At 71.3% G+C, this 16,566-nt stretch carries 14 protein-coding genes; 6 read left to right on the forward strand and 8 right to left on the reverse strand.

Annotation, left to right across the window (positions count from 1 at the left end; all coding sequences use genetic code 11):
- Positions 1-183 precede the first annotated feature (183 nt).
- The 5 genes from H537_RS0125295 to H537_RS45480 form a co-directional block, all read right to left on the reverse strand.
- Positions 184-1,248, reverse strand: a complete 1,065-nt coding sequence (locus tag H537_RS0125295; protein ID WP_029000071.1) for a DUF932 domain-containing protein — start codon at positions 1,246-1,248, stop codon at positions 184-186.
- Between the two features lie 269 nt (positions 1,249-1,517).
- Positions 1,518-2,528 carry a DUF7146 domain-containing protein gene (locus tag H537_RS0125300; RefSeq protein WP_029000072.1) on the reverse strand — a complete coding sequence of 337 codons (1,011 nt, stop codon included), beginning with the start codon at positions 2,526-2,528 and terminating at the stop codon, positions 1,518-1,520.
- Between the two features lie 277 nt (positions 2,529-2,805).
- Positions 2,806-4,407 (reverse strand): ATP-binding protein, encoded by a 1,602-nt coding sequence (locus H537_RS0125305; RefSeq protein ID WP_029000073.1) that lies wholly within the window; start codon positions 4,405-4,407, stop codon positions 2,806-2,808.
- 62 nt (positions 4,408-4,469) lie between these two features.
- Entirely contained in the window at positions 4,470-4,781 is a 312-nt protein-coding gene (locus H537_RS53385; protein WP_029000074.1) for a hypothetical protein, read from the reverse strand.
- 192 nt (positions 4,782-4,973) lie between these two features.
- Positions 4,974-5,534 carry a hypothetical protein gene (locus H537_RS45480; protein WP_051243238.1) on the reverse strand — a complete coding sequence of 187 codons (561 nt, stop codon included), beginning with the start codon at positions 5,532-5,534 and terminating at the stop codon, positions 4,974-4,976.
- Between the two features lie 475 nt (positions 5,535-6,009).
- On the opposite strand from H537_RS45480, the gene H537_RS0125320 reads away from it, so the two are divergent.
- The 3 genes from H537_RS0125320 (at position 6,010) to H537_RS0125330 (ending at position 8,821) form a co-directional block, all read left to right on the forward strand.
- A complete protein-coding gene (locus H537_RS0125320; protein WP_238446794.1) occupies positions 6,010-6,810 on the forward strand; it encodes a DUF1845 domain-containing protein in 801 nt (266 codons plus the stop codon).
- Between the two features lie 441 nt (positions 6,811-7,251).
- On the forward strand, positions 7,252-7,533 hold the full coding sequence (locus H537_RS0125325; RefSeq protein ID WP_238446795.1) for a helix-turn-helix transcriptional regulator: 282 nt from the start codon (positions 7,252-7,254) through the stop codon (positions 7,531-7,533).
- Positions 7,534-7,882: 349 nt separating this feature from the next.
- Positions 7,883-8,821, forward strand: a complete 939-nt coding sequence (locus H537_RS0125330) for a tyrosine-type recombinase/integrase (RefSeq protein ID WP_029000077.1) — start codon at positions 7,883-7,885, stop codon at positions 8,819-8,821.
- Positions 8,822-9,044: 223 nt separating this feature from the next.
- On the opposite strand, the gene radC is transcribed toward H537_RS0125330, so the two are convergent.
- Positions 9,045-9,644 carry a RadC family protein gene (radC, locus tag H537_RS0125335; protein WP_051243239.1) on the reverse strand — a complete coding sequence of 200 codons (600 nt, stop codon included), beginning with the start codon at positions 9,642-9,644 and terminating at the stop codon, positions 9,045-9,047.
- Between the two features lie 383 nt (positions 9,645-10,027).
- Between radC and H537_RS0125340 the strand changes: the two genes are divergently transcribed.
- The gene (locus H537_RS0125340; RefSeq protein WP_238446796.1) at positions 10,028-10,300 is read left to right on the forward strand and encodes a hypothetical protein; all 273 of its coding nucleotides are present in this window, start codon (positions 10,028-10,030) and stop codon (positions 10,298-10,300) included.
- Between the two features lie 73 nt (positions 10,301-10,373).
- Here the strand turns inward: H537_RS0125340 and H537_RS0125345 are convergent, their stop codons facing one another.
- Together H537_RS0125345 and H537_RS0125350 are read right to left on the reverse strand one after the other, a co-directional pair.
- Positions 10,374-10,862 (reverse strand): hypothetical protein, encoded by a 489-nt coding sequence (locus H537_RS0125345; RefSeq protein ID WP_029000080.1) that lies wholly within the window; start codon positions 10,860-10,862, stop codon positions 10,374-10,376.
- A gap of 124 nt (positions 10,863-10,986) precedes the next feature.
- Complete coding sequence (locus tag H537_RS0125350; RefSeq protein ID WP_029000081.1) at positions 10,987-11,184, reverse strand: hypothetical protein; 198 nt, start codon at positions 11,182-11,184, stop codon at positions 10,987-10,989.
- A 1,324-nt stretch (positions 11,185-12,508) separates the two neighbouring features.
- Between H537_RS0125350 and H537_RS49695 the strand changes: the two genes are divergently transcribed.
- Together H537_RS49695 and H537_RS0125360 are read left to right on the forward strand one after the other, a co-directional pair.
- Positions 12,509-15,049 carry a sigma-70 family RNA polymerase sigma factor gene (locus tag H537_RS49695; RefSeq protein ID WP_156901930.1) on the forward strand — a complete coding sequence of 847 codons (2,541 nt, stop codon included), beginning with the start codon at positions 12,509-12,511 and terminating at the stop codon, positions 15,047-15,049.
- 38 nt (positions 15,050-15,087) lie between these two features.
- Entirely contained in the window at positions 15,088-16,563 is a 1,476-nt protein-coding gene (locus H537_RS0125360) for an ATP-binding protein (RefSeq protein ID WP_043459965.1), read from the forward strand.
- Positions 16,564-16,566: the final 3 nt, after the last annotated feature.

Here is a 16,566-nt window from a genome sequence, read left to right on the forward strand (position 1 = left end):
CCGGCAACCCACCGCATTGCCATGCGCAAGGGCGGGAAATCGCCGGGAACTCCGTGCAGCCCGGGGCCCGCGGGGCCCGGGGCGCCGGCCGGCCGGCGCGGCAAGCCGCATCCGGCCGGCGGCGCAAGGCGGAGCGGCCGCGCACGGCTGTCGCACGGGCCGGTCTGCCTGTCCATGGCCGCGTCAGGCCGCCTCGGCCAGGGCCTTCCACTCGGCGGGCGGCAGCTCGACGAGCCGGCCGCCCAGCGCCTCGAACTCGGTGGCGCGGTCGTAGTCCTCGATGGCCTGCGAGTAGTGCGTGACGGCGTTGACCAGGCCGTAGGCCGTGAGGTCGCCGCCCAGCACCAGGTGCCGCAGCACGCCGGTGCGCTCCTCCTCGTTGAGGGCGTAACGGTTGGCCAGCACCTCGACCGAGCGCACCGGGTCGCCCGCGAGCGGAATCGCGCGCGTGCGCTCCAGCCGGCGCGCGGCCTGCAGGAACGCCGTCTCGGACACCGCCGCCTCGACCACGTCGCGCACCTTCAGGAAGAAGGCCCGGTCGTCGGCCTGCACGGTGTCGTCGCGGAACAGCGTCATGGGCTCCTGCCCGGGGGCGATGCTGCGCCCGACGTGGGTCTTGTGCAGCGAGCCGTCGGAGACGATCAGCCCGTTGCTGCACGCCAGCCGGTACAGCAGCGGCTGCACCGACAGCGTGCCGTGGCCCACCTCGGAGTTGCTCACCACCACGCCGGCCTGCACCACGTCGCCCGGCGACACCTCGTGCCGCAGCCGCGGCGTGACGACCTTGAGGTACATGCGCGTCCCGGTCAGCTCCACCGACTCGAAGCGCGCCTGCGGCAGCTGCTGCAGCAGCGGCAGCACGCTCTCGGCGAGGTCGTGGTTGTCGAGCCGCCGGTAGCGGTCCGACAGCACGGCCCGCACCTGGCCGTCGAGGGTGCGCAGCATGCGCCGGTCCTCGTCGCGCTGCAGCCAGGCGTTGACGTTGCGGTCGAGCAGCCCGGGCTGCTCCTCGCGCATGCGCTCGAAGTACGCGTAGGGGATGCGCAGCTTCTCGGCCAGCTGGCGCCGGGCCAGGGGCGTCATGGCGTAGCGGCCGGGACCGCCATCCTCCTCGACCACCAGGCGCGTCGCGCCGGCGTCGTCAGTCTCGTGGTGCATCAGTGCCGAGGGGACCACCATGTCCTTCTTCGACTGCTGCTGGCGCTCCAGTTCCTGCGCCAGGCTCACCAGGGTCCGTCCTGTCTTCATCTCGTGCTCCTCACGGAAGTGAGCGGGGCCGCCACGCCCCGGACGGGACGCGCGGCCCCGCCGGGGTGGGTGAACGGGCCGGAGCGGTGTCCGGCCCAGGGGGCGCGCGAGGGGGCTCGCGCGCCGACTGCGGGGCTGTCTTCGCCGTGCCGGACCGGCACGGCCTGGTGCGACAGCGACCAGGGGGAAGGCGTTGGCACCGCCGGGCCGCGGCACGGCCGGCGGCGTCGCGCCGCGCAAGTCCGTGCCGGGCCGGGGTGCCATGGCCTTCAGGCCGCCTTCAGCGCGCGCTCACGGGCCTGCGCCTGCCACACGTCGGCCCAGTCCTGGCCGGGCGTGCGGGGCACCATCACCTGGACGTCGAGCGCGGTGGCCGTGCCGGCCTCGCGCACGAGGCGCCGCGCCAGCGCGTAGGCGCTGGCCTGGCCCTCGAAGCCGCCGTCGGCGTCGTTGTCGGCCCAGATGTCGAGGCGCCGCACGCCCTGCGGCAGCCACAGCCGCTCCAGGTTGCCCGCGGCCAGGGCCGCCCACACGGGGCGGCCGGTGGCCAGGTGCACCGCCAGCGCGGTTTCGATGCCCTCGGCGACGGCGAGCTCGTCGGTTGCCGGGTACAGGTGCACCGCCGCGCCCTGGATGCCGGGGCACAGGACCTTGCGCGGCTCGGGCACCGGCGCCTTGGCGCCGTCCAGCACCCAGGTGCGGTGCAGGCTGACGACCTGCCCGTCGGGCCGCTGGATGCGGGCCAGCAGCGCGGGGTAGGTGCCGAGCAGCCGGGGCCGGCTGTCGTGGCCGGGCTCGTAGTAGCCCAGCGCCGGGTGGCAGCGCAGCGTGGCCGGCGGCGACGCCAGCTCCAGGCCTCGGGCGCGCAGGTAGCGGTCCGCGGGGTCGCCCGGCTGCAGCGGCCGGGCCCCGTCCCACAGGCGCTGCATCAGCCGCCGCATGCGCTCGGGCGAGGGCGCGGCGGCGTCCCGGGGCGGTGCCATGCCGCCGGTGCCGACGCAGGCCTCAACCCGGCGCAGCACGGACGCGAAGTCCTCGTGCAGCACGGCCTGCAGCAGCTTGAAGCCGCCGCCGGGGCCGCAGTGGCGGCAGTAGTAGTTGCCCTGGCCGAACTTGTCGGTGTACTGGAAGCGGTCGGTGCCGCCGCACAGCGGGCAGGGCCCGTTGCGCCGCTGCAGGATGCGCTCCTCGACGCCGAGGCTGCGCAGGATCTCCGTCCAGCGGCCGAGCGCCCGCTGCTTGACCCGCTCGATGCGGGACTCGTCCATCCGTTCAGCCATGGCGGCCTCCCGGGTGCGGTGTCCCGGCAGCAGGCGCGCGCGCAGCGCGCCGGGCCGGGCGGTTCGGGAAGTGGTTCATCGTTTCGTCTCCATGTGACGCCGCACGGGACCGGAACACCGGGCCGCGCGGGCGGGTGAGGGACGGCGGCACGGGCACCGCGGGCCGCGGGGCGTACGTGCCGCTCCGGCGTGCCGGCGGCCTGCGGGCAGGCCTCGGCACGCCACGCGGGCGCGGCCGGGACAGGGTGGTTGCCATGTCATCGGCCAGGCCCGCTGCTCAGGCCACCAGCTCGACGCGGTGGCTGCCGTGGTCGGTGCCCACGGTCACGAGGAAGCGCCGGCCGTGCAGCGCCGGGAAGCGCTCGGGCCGGAGCTCGCGCAGCAGCGACCCGAGGGCAGCCCCCGGATCGGCGCAGCGCAGCCGGCCGATCAGGTCGGCCAGTGCCTGGCGGTCGGCGTCGAGGTCGTCCTCCAGGAAGCACCCGTGCTCGTCGGTGAAGTCACGGACCTGGCGCACCGGTTCGCCCGAGGCCTCGCCGTCGGGGATGTAGAGCGTGTTCCCGTGGAGCACGCCTTCCCCGGCGATCTCCGCCGTCTCGTCGCCGACCGTCACCTGGACGGTCGAGCACAGCACGACCTCGGCCCGGGCCTGGCGGCCGTCGAGCCATGAGCGCGCGTGCACGCCGTCAGGCCGGACCCGCGCCTGCTGCAGCCCCGGGAAGCGGACATGGGCGAACGCCCAGTGCCCGTGGTGCAGGGCCAGCACGTCGAGCACGAGGAAGCCCCGGGCGCGCGCCAGCATCCAGCAGGCGGCGGTGTCGTCGTCCAGGTCGTCGAGCACCACCAGCGTGGCACGTCCGCCCTGGATGGCGTCGCGTGTCGGCACGACGTCCACGGGGTGCAGGCAGTCGCGATCGCCACAGCCGTCCCGGCTGGGATAGCTGCCGATCCCGGCCACCGCCGCGGCTGGCAGCACGTCCACGTCGTTCAGCAGGTCCAGGTGTCCCCAGGCCCGCATGGCGGCGTGGTACGTCGTGACGAACTCGGCGGCTGGCAGCCGCGCCTTGGCCTGCTCCAGCACGGCGCGCCAGGCCGCGCCGAGCGTGGCGTCGATCCGGCGCCGCTGCTCGTCCTCGTCGACCAGCTTGTCGCGGTCCGGCAGGCGGGCCGTGAACTGGCGCGAATCCAGGTGCAGGACGTTGACGCGGCCCGGCCGCGGGTCGAACGGCCGCAGCACCCACAGGCCCTGCAGGAACACGGCCGTGTCCGGGCTGGACCGGCCGTCGCGTGTCCCGCACAGCCAGAGCCCGCCGATCGGGGTGGGTGCCAGCGCCAGGCGGTCTGGTGCCCAGGGACGCTCCAGCAGGCGGCCGTTGAAGGCGACCGTCACCGGAAAGCCCGCGCACAGCAGGCCGATGCGCCCGGCCAGGTCGGGCAGCTCCACGCCGTGCAGCTCGACGGTGGTGCCGCGGCCGGCGCGGGACGCCGGCGTGCGGTCCTCGACCACGTCGACGGGCTGGCGCTCCAGCGCCGCGCGCGTGTCGAAGTCGATCCGCCGTCCCCGGGACGTGACCACGCAGCGCGCGGCCGCGTACAGGCAGCGGGAGAAGCCGATCCCGAAGGGGCTCTCCTCCTGCCGCGTGGGCTCGTCCCAGCCCGACTCGTTGAACGTCAGCAGCTTCTGGAAATCCTCGATCCCGCAACCGTCGTCGGACACGCGCAGCCGGCCCGACATCTCGTCGAAGTCGATGTCGATGCGCGTGGCGCCGGCGCGGCGGGCGTTCTGCAACAGCTCGGTGACGAGCGTGTACCTGTCGGTGAAGGCATGGCGCTGGTTGCGCAGCGTGCCTTCCTCGCTGACCCGGACCTGTATCTGCATGATGGTCTCCATGGAAGGCCGGCAGCCCCTCGCGGGGGCCGCCGGCGGTGGCTCGGGCCGGCTCAGCCGGGCCGCGGGACGCAGGCGCCCCGGGCCGTGAACAGCTGGCCGGCGTGCAGGGCCTCGAGCACGGGGTGGTCGAGGAACTCGTCGAGGGGGAGGTGCCGCGCGTGCAGCACCCGCCCGCGGTCGTCGAGGCGCGCGACCTCGACGCCCACCGGCCGCCAGCGCAGCCGGTAGGCGAGGCGGTCGGCGCCCGCGATCAGGAACACGTGGCCGCGATCCCCGGCCCGCCGGGCCAGGTCCTCCAGCTCCTCGGGCGCGCACACGGGGTGCAGCGCCCGGACCGGCATGCGGTGCAGGGCCGTCCTCATGGCGGCTCCTCAGCCGTCGCGCCCGGCCGCAGCCGGGGCGACGGATCGAGGGACGGTGCCCCGCCCGGCGAGGACGGGGCGCGGGGCCGCGGTGGCGGCCCAGACGGGTGCGGGGTGGAGGTCGGGCATGGCGTGCCTTCCTGGGTGGCCGAGGGCCGTCCGCGCGGTGGCGGCGGCGGGCCGTTGACGGGCTCAGGCGAACAGGTCGCCCTGGACGGTCCGGCTGCGGACCTGCTCGTTGATCCACTGCGGGTCGCGCGCGAGCTGCACCTCGACCCAGCCGGGGTGGCGGGCGACGGCCTCGCGCACCCAGGCCGGGTAGCGCTCCAGCGTCGCGGCGAGCCAGCGCCGCACGCCATGGCGGATGCGGTCACGGATCTCCTCCACGTCCACGGGGCCGCAGTACGGGATGGGCGACAGCGGACTGCAGCCCGCCACCCGCACGCAGCTCGCGAACGAGAACGGCCCGGCATCCTTGTCGCGCTCGGTGAAGACCCAGCGCAGGGTGTCGAGCTTGGCCTCCAGCGGCGTCCCGGGGTCGGCCAGGGCCGCGACCTCCTGGAGCAGCCGCCAGTGCAGCAGCACCACCTCCTCGTCGGACCAGGGGTCCGGCGGGGTGCCTCCACCCGGCGCCGCGCCTGCGGCGTCGTGCATGGGCACCCTGGCGTCCTCGGCGAGCGCGTCGGCAGGCGCGTTCCGGCGCAGGGGCTGCCCGCGGGCATCGCGGGCGGGCCCCGTGGCGAAGTCCTTCATCGTGGCCTCCTGGGCATGCGGAGGCCGCGCGGAACTCCCCTTGGGGGACCGGGCCCCCGGGGGATGGCATCGGCCGGTCGCGGGGACCGGCGGCGACCAGCGGGTCGCTCGTGGCAGGGCTGGCTGGGCGCGGCAATGGCCGCGTGATCGGTGTGCCAGCAACCGATCGGGGAAGTGCGCTTTGGAGGGCGGGGCAGGGCCGCCTCCGAAGCGCACGCGGGTGTCGTCGGGTCCGTGCGCCGGTCGGGGACCGGCGGCGACGGGGGACCGTCTCCAGGGCTTGCCAGGGATGCAGGGCCAGCTGCTGCTTGTGGATCCAACGTAGACCCGGGCGCGGCCGCGGTCAACCGGGCGCGTGCACCGGGCAGGGGGCTGATGGCGAATGGGCCGCTCCGGAGGGGGCCTTTCGCGTGGAAACGGGATCAGGACGTGCCAGACACTGGGCACGGAGCATCGCCATTGCCGGAGGACATCCATGCCAGCCCAGACGCCGCCGACCATCCCCGGCTCGCGCCTCGCGATGATGGACGAGGGGCGGATCAACGAGCGCATCCTGGCGCGCCGCGTGACCGCGGACTACCGGCGCGTCGAGGGCGCGAGCGTGAAGATGACGGCGCGCTTCCACAGCGCCGAGGCCAAGCGGCTGTTCGTGCGCATGTTCGCCACGCTGCAGCTCAACACGCACTTCATCTCCGTGATCGCCCGGACCCGGCTGGACCACGAGGAGATCGCCCGGATCGAGGCGACGCTGCGGCAGCGCATCGAGCAGGCGCTCCAGGCGCTCGACCAGGCCATCGACGGCGCCGAGTCGCTGTTCCAGGCCCATGGCATCGGGCACCCGGCCACCTACGACGCGCGGCCGCTGGAGGTCGACGTGCCCGTGCTGTCCTCCTTCGGCCGCCGCTACCTGGAACTGCTGGGCCGCCTGGACCGCGCCATGCCGATGCTGCAGACGCTGGAGATCCACGACGTGATCAGCACGCGCGAGGTCGATGCCCAGCGCGCCGTGCTGAAGCGGCAGGTGCGCAGCATCGCGATCGCGGCGCGCGGCTACGCGGCCCTGCTGCGCCGGCGCATGAGCGCGCTGGGCTCGCGGCACGCGGGGCCGGACCGGCCGCCGCTGCCGGATGCCGCACCGGCTGCCGCCGTGGCTGCCCTTCCGGCGCCCGAGGCCGCCGACACCGATGCCGGGCCGGCCTCACTGGACGAAGGCGCCGTCGCACCCGATGCCTTGGCACCGCAGGGCGACGCCGAGGCGCTCGTGCCGACCCGCTGAGCCCGCTGGCGCTGTCAGGCCGGCCATGGACCGCCAGCACCGAACCATCACCGCCCGCGGCCTCGCCGCGGGCATCCGGATGCCGGGGACGCCGGCCGCCGCGGGAATGCGGCGCCGTGCCGGCACGGCCCGCCGCATCCCGCCCGGACCTCTCCCGCGGACATGCGGGGGCGCCGCAGACGATACCTGCCCGTGACCAGGCCGCCAGCCGGCGCCGGCCACCCTGGCCGGGCCGCGGGCGGCGGAGGCGCCTTCGCGCGGCCTCCCGAAGCGGCGAGATCCGTCACGCCGCCGAGTGAAGCATCCGTGCCGCCAGTCCGGGACGCCGGCGGCACGCGGCCTCGCCTGCGTCCCCGTCGGCCACGCCTTCCGACGACCGGGCGCGGCCAGCACAGAGCGGGTCATGGCTGCCGGCGGCTGGTGCCGCCGAGGAGCCCGATCATGCGCAAGCCTTCTGCCGCCCCGGCGGCTTCTTCCACCCGTTCCCCGCGGCCCATGACGGCCGTCCCGCTGCAGCCCGTGGCCGAGTCTTCCGGGCCACGCCTGCCCGACACCGGCTTCCTGCGCCAGCACCAGGTGCTGGCCTTCGTGCCGGTGTCCCGTTCCACCCTCTGGCGGCGCGTGCGGGCGCGCAGCTTCCCCGAGCCGGTCCACCTGTCGGAGCGCGTCACGGCCTGGCGCGCCGAGGACGTGCGGCGCTGGATCGCCGAGCAGGGGCGCTGAACGATCCCGGCTGGCCTGCCGGCGGATCACACCGGCAGGCCCGTCCACCGCCGACCGCGCAGGCGCGGGAGGCGGTTTGTCCTGACCGGGTCATCACGCAGTGGAAATATTTCGTAGCATGTTTTCCTGATGTCACTGGCACGTTACCTAGTCCCGGATTGACGAGCAGGCGGGCAACGGTCGACCGGCACGGGCGGTGCGGCCTGGACATCGCGACAGAGTTCCAGCCGCAGGACGGCCCTCGTCCACCGCATCCCGGGGCGAGGGCCGGCAGCAGTTGCCGGATCGACCCGGCGCCATAGGTGCCGGGCCGGAGGGTGCAGGCGTTCCACAGGCCACGAGGTACGGCATGGTTGACGAGGAAACGGAAGGCGGTCCGGACACGGCGGCACAGTCCGTCGCGATGCTGCGCCGGGTGCTGACCGGCAGCACGTACGCGGCCGTGGCCGCCGAGTTCGGGGTCACGCGCACGGCCGTCGAGCGGCGCATCAAGGCCCTGGCCGGCCGCCTCAGCCGGGAGGTGGGGATCGAGGGCCTGAGCGAGGGCGGCACCGCGTTCGTGGGACGGCTGCGCGAGCACCGGGACGCGATCCTGCAGGCCCTGGAGCGCTTCGAGCCCGCGCCGGCGCCCGCGGCGCGCGCCAGCCGGGTGGTGTCCCCCGAGGAGATGGATCTGGCCATCAAGCGCATCCGCGGCCGCAGCGCGCAGGCCGCGCGCGACGTGGCCCTGTTCTACCTGCTGTTCGCGACCGGCGCCAAGCCGCTGGAGATCGCGCGGCTCCGGGTGAAGGACTACGTGGATGAGCAGGGCGAGGTTCGCGTCGAGTCCGTCCTGCCCGCCAGCGCCGCCAACAACGGCCGGCCGCGGCCGCTGTACTTCGCCAGCCGCAGGCTCGTCGAGGCGCTCGACCTGTACTTGGCGCAGCGGCTGGAGCGCCGCCATGGCATCGGGGAGTCGCAGGCTTGGCGCGGCCTGGACCCGGAAAGCCCGCTGTTCCTGACGCCGTCGGGGATGGGTTTCCGGATCATCTACCACGGCGAGAAGGGCCAGCACCGCTACCTCTGCCGCGCCATCCTGGAGGCCTACCGCAAGCTCTTCCGCTACTCGGAGCTCGAGGGCGTGACCGCGCTGTCCGTCCGCCACACTGTGGCGACCCGCCTGTACGAGCGCGGTGCCGACGAGGAGCAGGTGGGGCTGATCCTGGGCATCAGCGAGCGCAGCGCCGTGCGCGAGATGTTCCCGAGGGAACGACCGACCCTGGCCGTCCTCATGCAGGACCTCGTCTGAGCGGGGCTGCCGGACCCGGCGCCCGGCGCGGCGGGACCGGCAGGCCGGGCGCGGCCCCGGTGGCGCAGTCGCCGTCGCCGAGGCCGGCTCCCGCGCGAGGCCGGTGGCAGGCGCGGGGCAGGGAACCGCGCTGGCGCAGGCGGGACCGCCCTGGAAGGGCCTCGAGGCCCGTCCAGGGCGGACACCGCCCGCGGCACGGCGGGGAGCGCCCCGCGCCGTGCCCTCAGACCAGTCCGCGCTCGGCGAACGAGACCACCTGGTCGGCGCCGACGATCAGGTGGTCGAGGGACTGCACGTCCACCAGCGCCAGCGCCGCCTTCAGGCGCTGCGTCAGGAACTCGTCGGCGTGGCTGGGCTCGACCGAGCCGCTCGGGTGGTTGTGCGCGAACGCCACCGCGGCGGCGTTGCGCGCCAGGGCTCCCTTGACGACCTCGCGCGGGTAGACCGAGGTCTGCGTCAGCGTGCCCCTGAACATCTCCACCGCGTCGATCAGGCGGTGCCTGGTGTCCAGGAACAGCACGACGAACACCTCGTGCTCCAGACCGGCAAAGTGCAGGCGCAACCAGTCGCGCAGCACCTGGGGCGACTCCACCAGCGGGCCGGTGCACAGCCGCGCCCGCAGGCGCCGCAGCAGCAGCTCGCGCGCGACGGCCAGGCGGTGGTCCAGCAGCGCCTCGCCCGTGCCCGCGGCATCGACCGCGCCGTCGCGGCAGGCCAGCGCCTGCACGTCGGCCCGGGCGGCCCGCATGACGTCCTCGGGAGCGGCAGGCGCCAGAAGCGCGGCGACCAGCTCCGCATGCGACAGCAATGACAGCTTCTCCATGGCGTTCTCCGTGATGGAGCACGGGAACGCCGCTCCCCGGCGGGAACGAGGTTCCCGTGCGGGGCGCGCGCCTGGGCGCGCGAAGGATGGGGCAGGTATCGACTGCGACGCCTGGCTGGGCCAGGAACCTCCAGCGGGAGGCTGATCCGGGGATCAGTAGGGACCGCCAGTCTCGCGCCGGACGGCCTGCCGGGTCTCGCGGCGCCGCCGGCGCCACGCGCAAGGGCAGGCGTGGTGGCGGGATTGCGGGCAGCACGTGGAGCCCTGCCTGCCGGTGCGGTGGGCCCGCTCGTCCATCACGCACAGGTCGGACTGCACCGGCAGTCCAGTCGCACTGCAGCCGCGCTGTAGAAGTCGTTACGCATGCATCGGAAATGCCCTGCATGGCACGGCCGGATCGCGTGAAGATGCCCTTCATCCCCGACATGCATGCCACCGCCATGATCCGCCTCGGCCAGCACATCCGGCTCACGCGCCCGGAGAGGGACCTGTTCTTCAGGCTCACCGACATCGAGCCGGCCGGCATCCGCACGCTGGCCGACCTGGATGCCTACGTGGCGCGCTGCAAGGCGCACTACTGGGGCGTCTCGCGGGAGACCCGCTACCTGCATTCCCTGATCGACCGGGCGCGGGCGCGCTGCGAACGGCCCTGGTGAAGGATGCCCCGGGGCACGGGGCCCCGGGGCAGGCCCGGCGGCTGCATGCGCCGCGCCGCCATCGGCGCAGGCCTCACGCCGGCCCGGTGGCGTCGGTGCCCGTCGCGGCGGGCATCTCCTCCACGGGCGGCGCCGGCAGCGGCGCGTCGCTGGCGGCCGGCGCCTGCCGGTCATCGGCATCCAGCTGGCGCAGCTTCGCGACCGCCGGCTCGGCAGGGGCGGTTTCCGGCAGGCACTCGACGGCCAGGTCGGTGCCGTGCGTCACCGCCCGGCGCAGTGCCCGCAGCGGGGTCACGACGAGCGTCGTGCAGGCCAGCCGCACGAAGCGGCCGACGCGCCGGTCGCGCTCCCTGCGCATGGCGTGCGAGCGCAGGGACTCCCGGCAGAGCAGGTAGAGCGCCATGTGCTCGTGCCTGGCGTGCCAGTCCGTGTCCAGCAGCGCCAGGATCTCCGCGGCCATGGCCGGATCGCCGGCCAGCCGGTAGAAGCGGACCCAGGCCCGCTCTTCCTCCATCTCGACGGGGCCCGCGCGGCCGCGCGGGTCGGCTCCATGCCTGTTCATGAAAGGTCTCCGGTCATGGAGGAGCCGCGCACCCCGGCAGGGGAGCGCGAACTCCCCTCGGGGTTGATGACGACGCGGTGGCCGGCCGGAGGGTCCGGGCCGGCCCCGCGTCCGCTCCGGCCGGTCAGTGGCGGGCCGACCGGCGGTTGTCCGCGGCGACGCGGATCCAGGCGTCCGCGATCCGCTCCAGGTAGACGAGGTCGTCGGACTCGATCTCGCGGTCCCGGCGCAGGCGGGCGATCACCTCCTTGACCAGTTCGGGATCCTCCCTGGCCAACCGGACCACCATGGTGGCGATCCGCCTGCGGTAGACGTCGATCACGCCACCGCCTCCGCCGGCCGGCGGCCGGACGCCACGGGCACCTCCCGGCAACGGGGCCGGGCGGGCGCCAGCAGCGCGGCCGTCCTCGCCGAAGGCGTGCACGGGGGCAGGGGACGGCCGGAGCCGCCCAGCAGGACGCCTACCGGCCGTGTCTCTCGCATTACACGGGGTGCGAACATCGCGTTCTCCTTCACGGGGCGAAGGGGAACGCCTGCTCCCACCGGGGAACATGGTTCCCCGTTCGGGATGCCCGGACCGCGAGGGTCCGGGCGGCTCGATGGCGCGGCCGCGAGGCGCGCCATGGAAGGCCAGGCCCTCGACGCCAACGTCGGGGCCGTGCCCGGTGCCGGCAGGCCGACGGTGCGAGAGGCACCGTGGCTGCCGGGCACATGTCCGGCGGACCGGGCGGTCCGCCGGTTTCACTCCAGGTCCTGCCGACGGCAGGACACGATCTCGGGCCGCATGGGCGGCCAGTCCGGGCGATGGCCCGGTGACTTCAGGGCGGGTAACGACCGCAACGCCGGCGGCTGCCGGACTTCAGCGGGCCAGGCCCGGTGAAGGCTTTGCAGGCTCGATACCTGCAGGTAGCGAAGGGAGTTTCGCGCGGCCTCTACCGCCGCCGGTAACGTTTTGAGCTGTGGCGGACGCTTGCCACTGTATTCCTGCTGCCTGCAGCAGAGGTTGCGCATGGCGCCTGGAGTCTTCGGGCTCGCGTAAGACCGGCTGCATTTTCGAGGGACCGACCCAGCCAAGTGCAGGGTCAGGGAGCCGGCGTGGCGAGGTGACCGCTTTTCCAGTTCACGCCCAGCCAGCTCAGGGACATCCAAGCCTTCTACCCATTGCCCGTCGGATTCCGCCCGGAAGCTCAGGGACATCCCTCATAAGGCGGTTCAGCTCCTCATGATGTTGCCCAAACCCTGCTCGTTCGTGATCAGCGGGCTTCATCGACACCATGAGGCCAACTCGGCTGGCTGCCCTTTCCGGACGGGATGCGGTTTTAGACGAGCAGGAAGTCGGTGTATTCACGAGCTGCCAGGAGATGCAGAGGCCAAGCTGCACGACCATTCGTTGACCCACTCCGTATAGGGGGGGCTCATATCGGGGCCCCCTCTGGAAGCCCTGCATTTAGCTCCTAGAGCATTCATTGCAGTCGAAGAGTTCTTCCACCTTCTGTACAATTTGAAACGGTATCCGAGGCAGCAGAAACTGAAAAGGACGGGAGAGTGCAGTTGAAGCCCGCCATCCGTAAAGAGAAACGCCGAGCACGGCATGCTGGACAAGCTCTTGTCTGGATGTGCACGTTTTGTGCCCTGGAGCGGCGTACTTGACCTTTCCTGAGGTCGTCCTGGCACCGCGCGCCATTGGACATCTGTTGAAGATCGCTCTCCGAGGTGGTATCGAAAGCGCGGTGCGCCTGCACATCAGCCGGGGAGACGACATGAACGCCCGCGACGAGCTGGGGCGTACTCCGCTGATGATCGCTGCATCCAGAGGAAAGGTGCAGATCTGCCGGCTGCTGCTCGATGCGGGGGTCGACATCTGGCTGGTCGACAACGAGGGCAACGATGCACTTGCGCATGCCCGGATCGGCGACGCACGGGAAGTGGTGGACATCCTGTCTGCCGCAATCATGCGTTCGACATCTCCCTCCGCATCAGCATGCGCCCTGGACGTTTCCAGCGGAACGATCCTCTTGGACAAAGAGCCTCCTGGCGAGGTCCGGAAGGCCGCTGCATCCGAAAACTCCCCGCTCGATGCGAATGCCGGCATCGTGACCACGGCAGCCCCCGACGCTGACCTCCCGGAGACGGATCCCTGGGATGACCTTGATCTTTCAGGTTGGGTAGCTGAAGCGGACATGCCTCCCCCGTCCAACGACGAGACCGTGATGTGCGCTGCGGCGAGCGTCCAGCATGCGATCGGCGACCACCGACCCGTGGATTCATCAGCGTCTTGGGACGACGTCGAGGCGTTTCTCCCCGAACGCGCGATACAGACGCGCGATGTCTATGAACTGGACAGGCGTGCAGGGGTGCGTGGCGTCCTGCTGCGCGCGCTTCGCGAAGGCAGTGTTCCCCTTCTGGAAATCGAGCGGCTATGTCAAGGGCAGGATGAGGCTGATGCCTTCGCTTTCAAAAAGGCCCTGCTTCTCGTCCTGGGCGATCTGGGCGCGGAAACGGACGAGCGGGACGAGTATGCGTCGCGCGAGGAAGACTTCACCATTCTGGTGGATCCAGTCGAGACTCCCAACGAGGAAGAGGTTCTCTCGGAGGCCTTGAACCTGCTCGACAACATCGAGTCGCACTGGACCGATCCGATGCGCCACTACATGCGCGAGGCGCAGCGCTTCGGACTTCTCGATCCTGCCGAAGAAGTGGCCCTCGCGAAGGCCATGGAGGAGGCCGTGTCGACAATGATCGGCGCGCTGGCGCTGTGGCCGGCAGGACTCGACAGGGTCGTGGAGGGGGCCGAGGCTGTGAGAAGCGGCGTACGGTCGCTGCGCTGGATTGCAGTGGGACCCCGCGACACCGTTCCCGATCCGGAGGGAATGAGTGACAGCGGTGGAGGCGGTGAGGACGACGTCATCCCGCTTGGAAAGGCATGCAGCGATGGCGATGCTCTCAGAGAACAGGATGACGTGGAGCTGGCGAAGGAAGCTATCGCCGACGACGCCGACAACTTCTTTGCAGGCATTGGTCGCATTGGCATGCTGCGCGAGGAAGCTACAGATACTTGGTCAATTGCTTCCATGCGCGACACTCTGCGTTCGCTGGGGCTCCAGCCAAGTTTCTTGCTCGGTCTCGCTGACCAAGCGCTGTTGGATTCCTCGGGGCCCGCACGTGCCTTTGCCGACGGCGTGCGCAGCCTGAAGGCAGCGCGTGACCAGTTCGTGCAGGCCAATCTCAAGCTTGCCTATTCTGTTGCCAAACGGTACATGGGCAGCGGGGTCCTGCTGGACGATCTACTGCAGGAAGCAAACATTGGCCTTGTCCGGGCCGTCGACAAGTTCGACTGGCGCCGGGGCTACAGGTTCTCGACGATGGCGACCTGGTGGATTCGGCAGCAGGTCGCGCACTGCGTTTCCGAATCCGCTCTGCTCGTGCGCCTGCCCTCACATGCATATGACGCAGCGATGGCTCTGCACCGCGAGGCGAGGACACGAGAGGCAGCAAGCGGGGAGCGTCCGGACACCGCCGAACTCGCGCGCATCCTGGGCCTCGATCCGGCAAAGGCAGCCCTCTACATGAACGCGTCGTTACCGTCGATCGACATCGACGAAGTCACTCAGTCCTCGAATGCCAGAGCCGAAAGTGACACCGATCCTCTCGAGCATGCCGCGTCAAAGCAGCTGGCACGGGAGCTATCGCGGCTCGTCGACAGTCTGAGTGTCAAGTCTTCTCGGATCGTCCGCATGCGTTTCGGCCTCGGCGTGAAACAAGACATGACGCTGGAGGAGATCGGCCAGCGATTCGACGTATCTCGCGAACGTGTGCGGCAGGTCGAGGCCAAGGCGCTTGAGCAGCTACGGCGTCTGGCTGATGCGCGGTTCGCAGGGTTGCTGACGAAGAGCGCGGATCGTGCTGCTTCAGAACACAGCGTGCATGGCAACCTTGGTGCGTCGCGCAGCACTCCGGCAGAGCAAGGCGGCCGTGTTGATAAGGAAAAAGCACACGGGTCCGCCGTGCTTGATCGGCTGCTGGCAAAGGCCGTGGCGCTTGGCGTGGGTGTCGACGACGGGAGACCGGAGGGAGGGCCTGTCTGGGTGCATCTCGCGAAGGTGACCACCACCGCACATCGGACGTTGGAGCGCCGACTTGTCATGTCGGGCTTCGAGCACTGCCCCGGAAAAGGCTACTGGCGATGAGGCAAGGGACCCGAAGCGCGCCGCCCCGGGCCGGTGCGATGCTGGAGTCGCTCCGCGGCCTCGGCTATTCGACAGGAGCTGCTCTCGCGGACATCATCGACAACAGCGTGTCCGCTGGCGCGTCCGAGGTGCTCTTGGACTTCCACTGGGACGGTGCACGGAGCCGCATTTCGATACTCGATGATGGCCGGGGGATGGACGACGGTGAACTCGAGAGCGCCATGCGGCTTGGCGACAAGAACCCGTTGCAGGTCCGGCACCCCGGTGACCTCGGCCGGTTCGGGATGGGACTCAAGACCGCGTCGCTCTCGCAGTGCCGCCGGCTAACCGTCGCTTCTTCGAAGGCTGGCGTCATCTCATGCCTGCGCTGGGACCTCGATGCGTTGGCCGCCACGTCAGGGACGGACTGGCTCCTGTTCGAGGGGCCTGCAGAAGGATCGGAAGAGTGCCTTGCTCCGATTCGGGAACGTTGCCACGGGACGCTCGTGCTCTGGGAATGCCTGGATCGGGTCGTCACCCCTGGCTACACCCCCGACGATTTCCTCGCGATGATCGACCGGGTCGAGGCCCATCTGGCCATGGTGTTCCATCGGCTGCTCGAGGGCAGCCATCCCAGGCTTCGTCTCTTGATCAACAGACGTCGAGTCGAGCCCTGGGACCCGTTCATGACCGGCAGCCCGGCCAAGCCGTGGACATCGTCGCTGGCGCGCACTTTCACCGTCGCGGGTCCTGTCGAGGTCGAATGCCATGTCCTTCCGCATCAGGACAGACTCAGCGCCGACGAGTTCACGAAAATGGCGGGACCGGAAGGCTGGACTGCCCAGCAAGGCTTCTATGTCTATCGCAACCAGCGTCTGCTGGTTGCGGGCGGATGGCTCGGACTGGGTACCGGACGGGCGTGGAACCGCGAGGAGGCCCACCGGCTGGCGCGCATACGACTGGACATCCCGAACACCGCCGACGCCGCCTGGAAGATCGACATTCGGAAGTCCTCCGCTCGACCGCCGGTGTCCCTGCGACCCTGGCTCACCGACTTGGCCGAGAGGACGCGAGAGCGTGCCCGCAAGGTCTTCGCATTCCGCGGCTCTCCAGTAACGGGACCCAGGGGCGGAGCTGTTGAACCGGCCTGGCAGGCCGTTCGCACGCGGTCCGGCACGCGTTATCGAATTGACGAGAAGCATCCTGCCGTCGCGGCCGTACTTGAAGTCGCCGGTGAGATCTGTCCGCTCGTGCGTGCCATGCTGCGTGTCATAGAGGAAACGGTTCCCGTGCAGCGCATCTGGCTGGACACGGCAGAAGGCCGTGAGACACCGCGGACCGGGTTCGCCGGTGAACCCGACGAGACCATAGTTGGCATCGCAGGCATCCTCTACGCGGACATGGTAGGGCGCCGCGGCATGAGCGACGAGGCGGCCAAGCGGCTGCTCATGGCCACGGAACCGTTCCAGAACTATCCCGCGCTTGTTGCCTCCCTGCGTGGCAATAGCAGCAATGACCGGACAAGGATTGGTTGAAAG

It is taken from the genome of Azohydromonas australica DSM 1124 (assembly GCF_000430725.1).
Lineage (GTDB): Bacteria > Pseudomonadota > Gammaproteobacteria > Burkholderiales > Burkholderiaceae_C > Azohydromonas > Azohydromonas australica.

What these genes read in the sequence shown, in the direction of transcription:
- H537_RS0125295 (WP_029000071.1), bottom strand. Translation starts at nt 1,248, where the DNA reads ATGAAGACAGGACGGACCCTGGTGAGCCTGGCGCAGGAACTGGAGCGC.
- H537_RS0125300 (WP_029000072.1), bottom strand. Translation starts at nt 2,528, where the DNA reads ATGGCTGAACGGATGGACGAGTCCCGCATCGAGCGGGTCAAGCAGCGG.
- H537_RS0125305 (WP_029000073.1), bottom strand. Translation starts at nt 4,407, where the DNA reads ATGCAGATACAGGTCCGGGTCAGCGAGGAAGGCACGCTGCGCAACCAG.
- H537_RS53385 (WP_029000074.1), bottom strand. Translation starts at nt 4,781, where the DNA reads ATGAGGACGGCCCTGCACCGCATGCCGGTCCGGGCGCTGCACCCCGTG.
- H537_RS45480 (WP_051243238.1), bottom strand. Translation starts at nt 5,534, where the DNA reads ATGAAGGACTTCGCCACGGGGCCCGCCCGCGATGCCCGCGGGCAGCCC.
- H537_RS0125320 (WP_238446794.1), top strand. Translation starts at nt 6,010, where the DNA reads ATGCCAGCCCAGACGCCGCCGACCATCCCCGGCTCGCGCCTCGCGATG.
- H537_RS0125325 (WP_238446795.1), top strand. Translation starts at nt 7,252, where the DNA reads ATGCGCAAGCCTTCTGCCGCCCCGGCGGCTTCTTCCACCCGTTCCCCG.
- H537_RS0125330 (WP_029000077.1), top strand. Translation starts at nt 7,883, where the DNA reads ATGGTTGACGAGGAAACGGAAGGCGGTCCGGACACGGCGGCACAGTCC.
- radC (WP_051243239.1), bottom strand. Translation starts at nt 9,644, where the DNA reads ATGGAGAAGCTGTCATTGCTGTCGCATGCGGAGCTGGTCGCCGCGCTT.
- H537_RS0125340 (WP_238446796.1), top strand. Translation starts at nt 10,028, where the DNA reads ATGGCACGGCCGGATCGCGTGAAGATGCCCTTCATCCCCGACATGCAT.
- H537_RS0125345 (WP_029000080.1), bottom strand. Translation starts at nt 10,862, where the DNA reads ATGAACAGGCATGGAGCCGACCCGCGCGGCCGCGCGGGCCCCGTCGAG.
- H537_RS0125360 (WP_043459965.1), top strand. Translation starts at nt 15,088, where the DNA reads ATGCTGGAGTCGCTCCGCGGCCTCGGCTATTCGACAGGAGCTGCTCTC.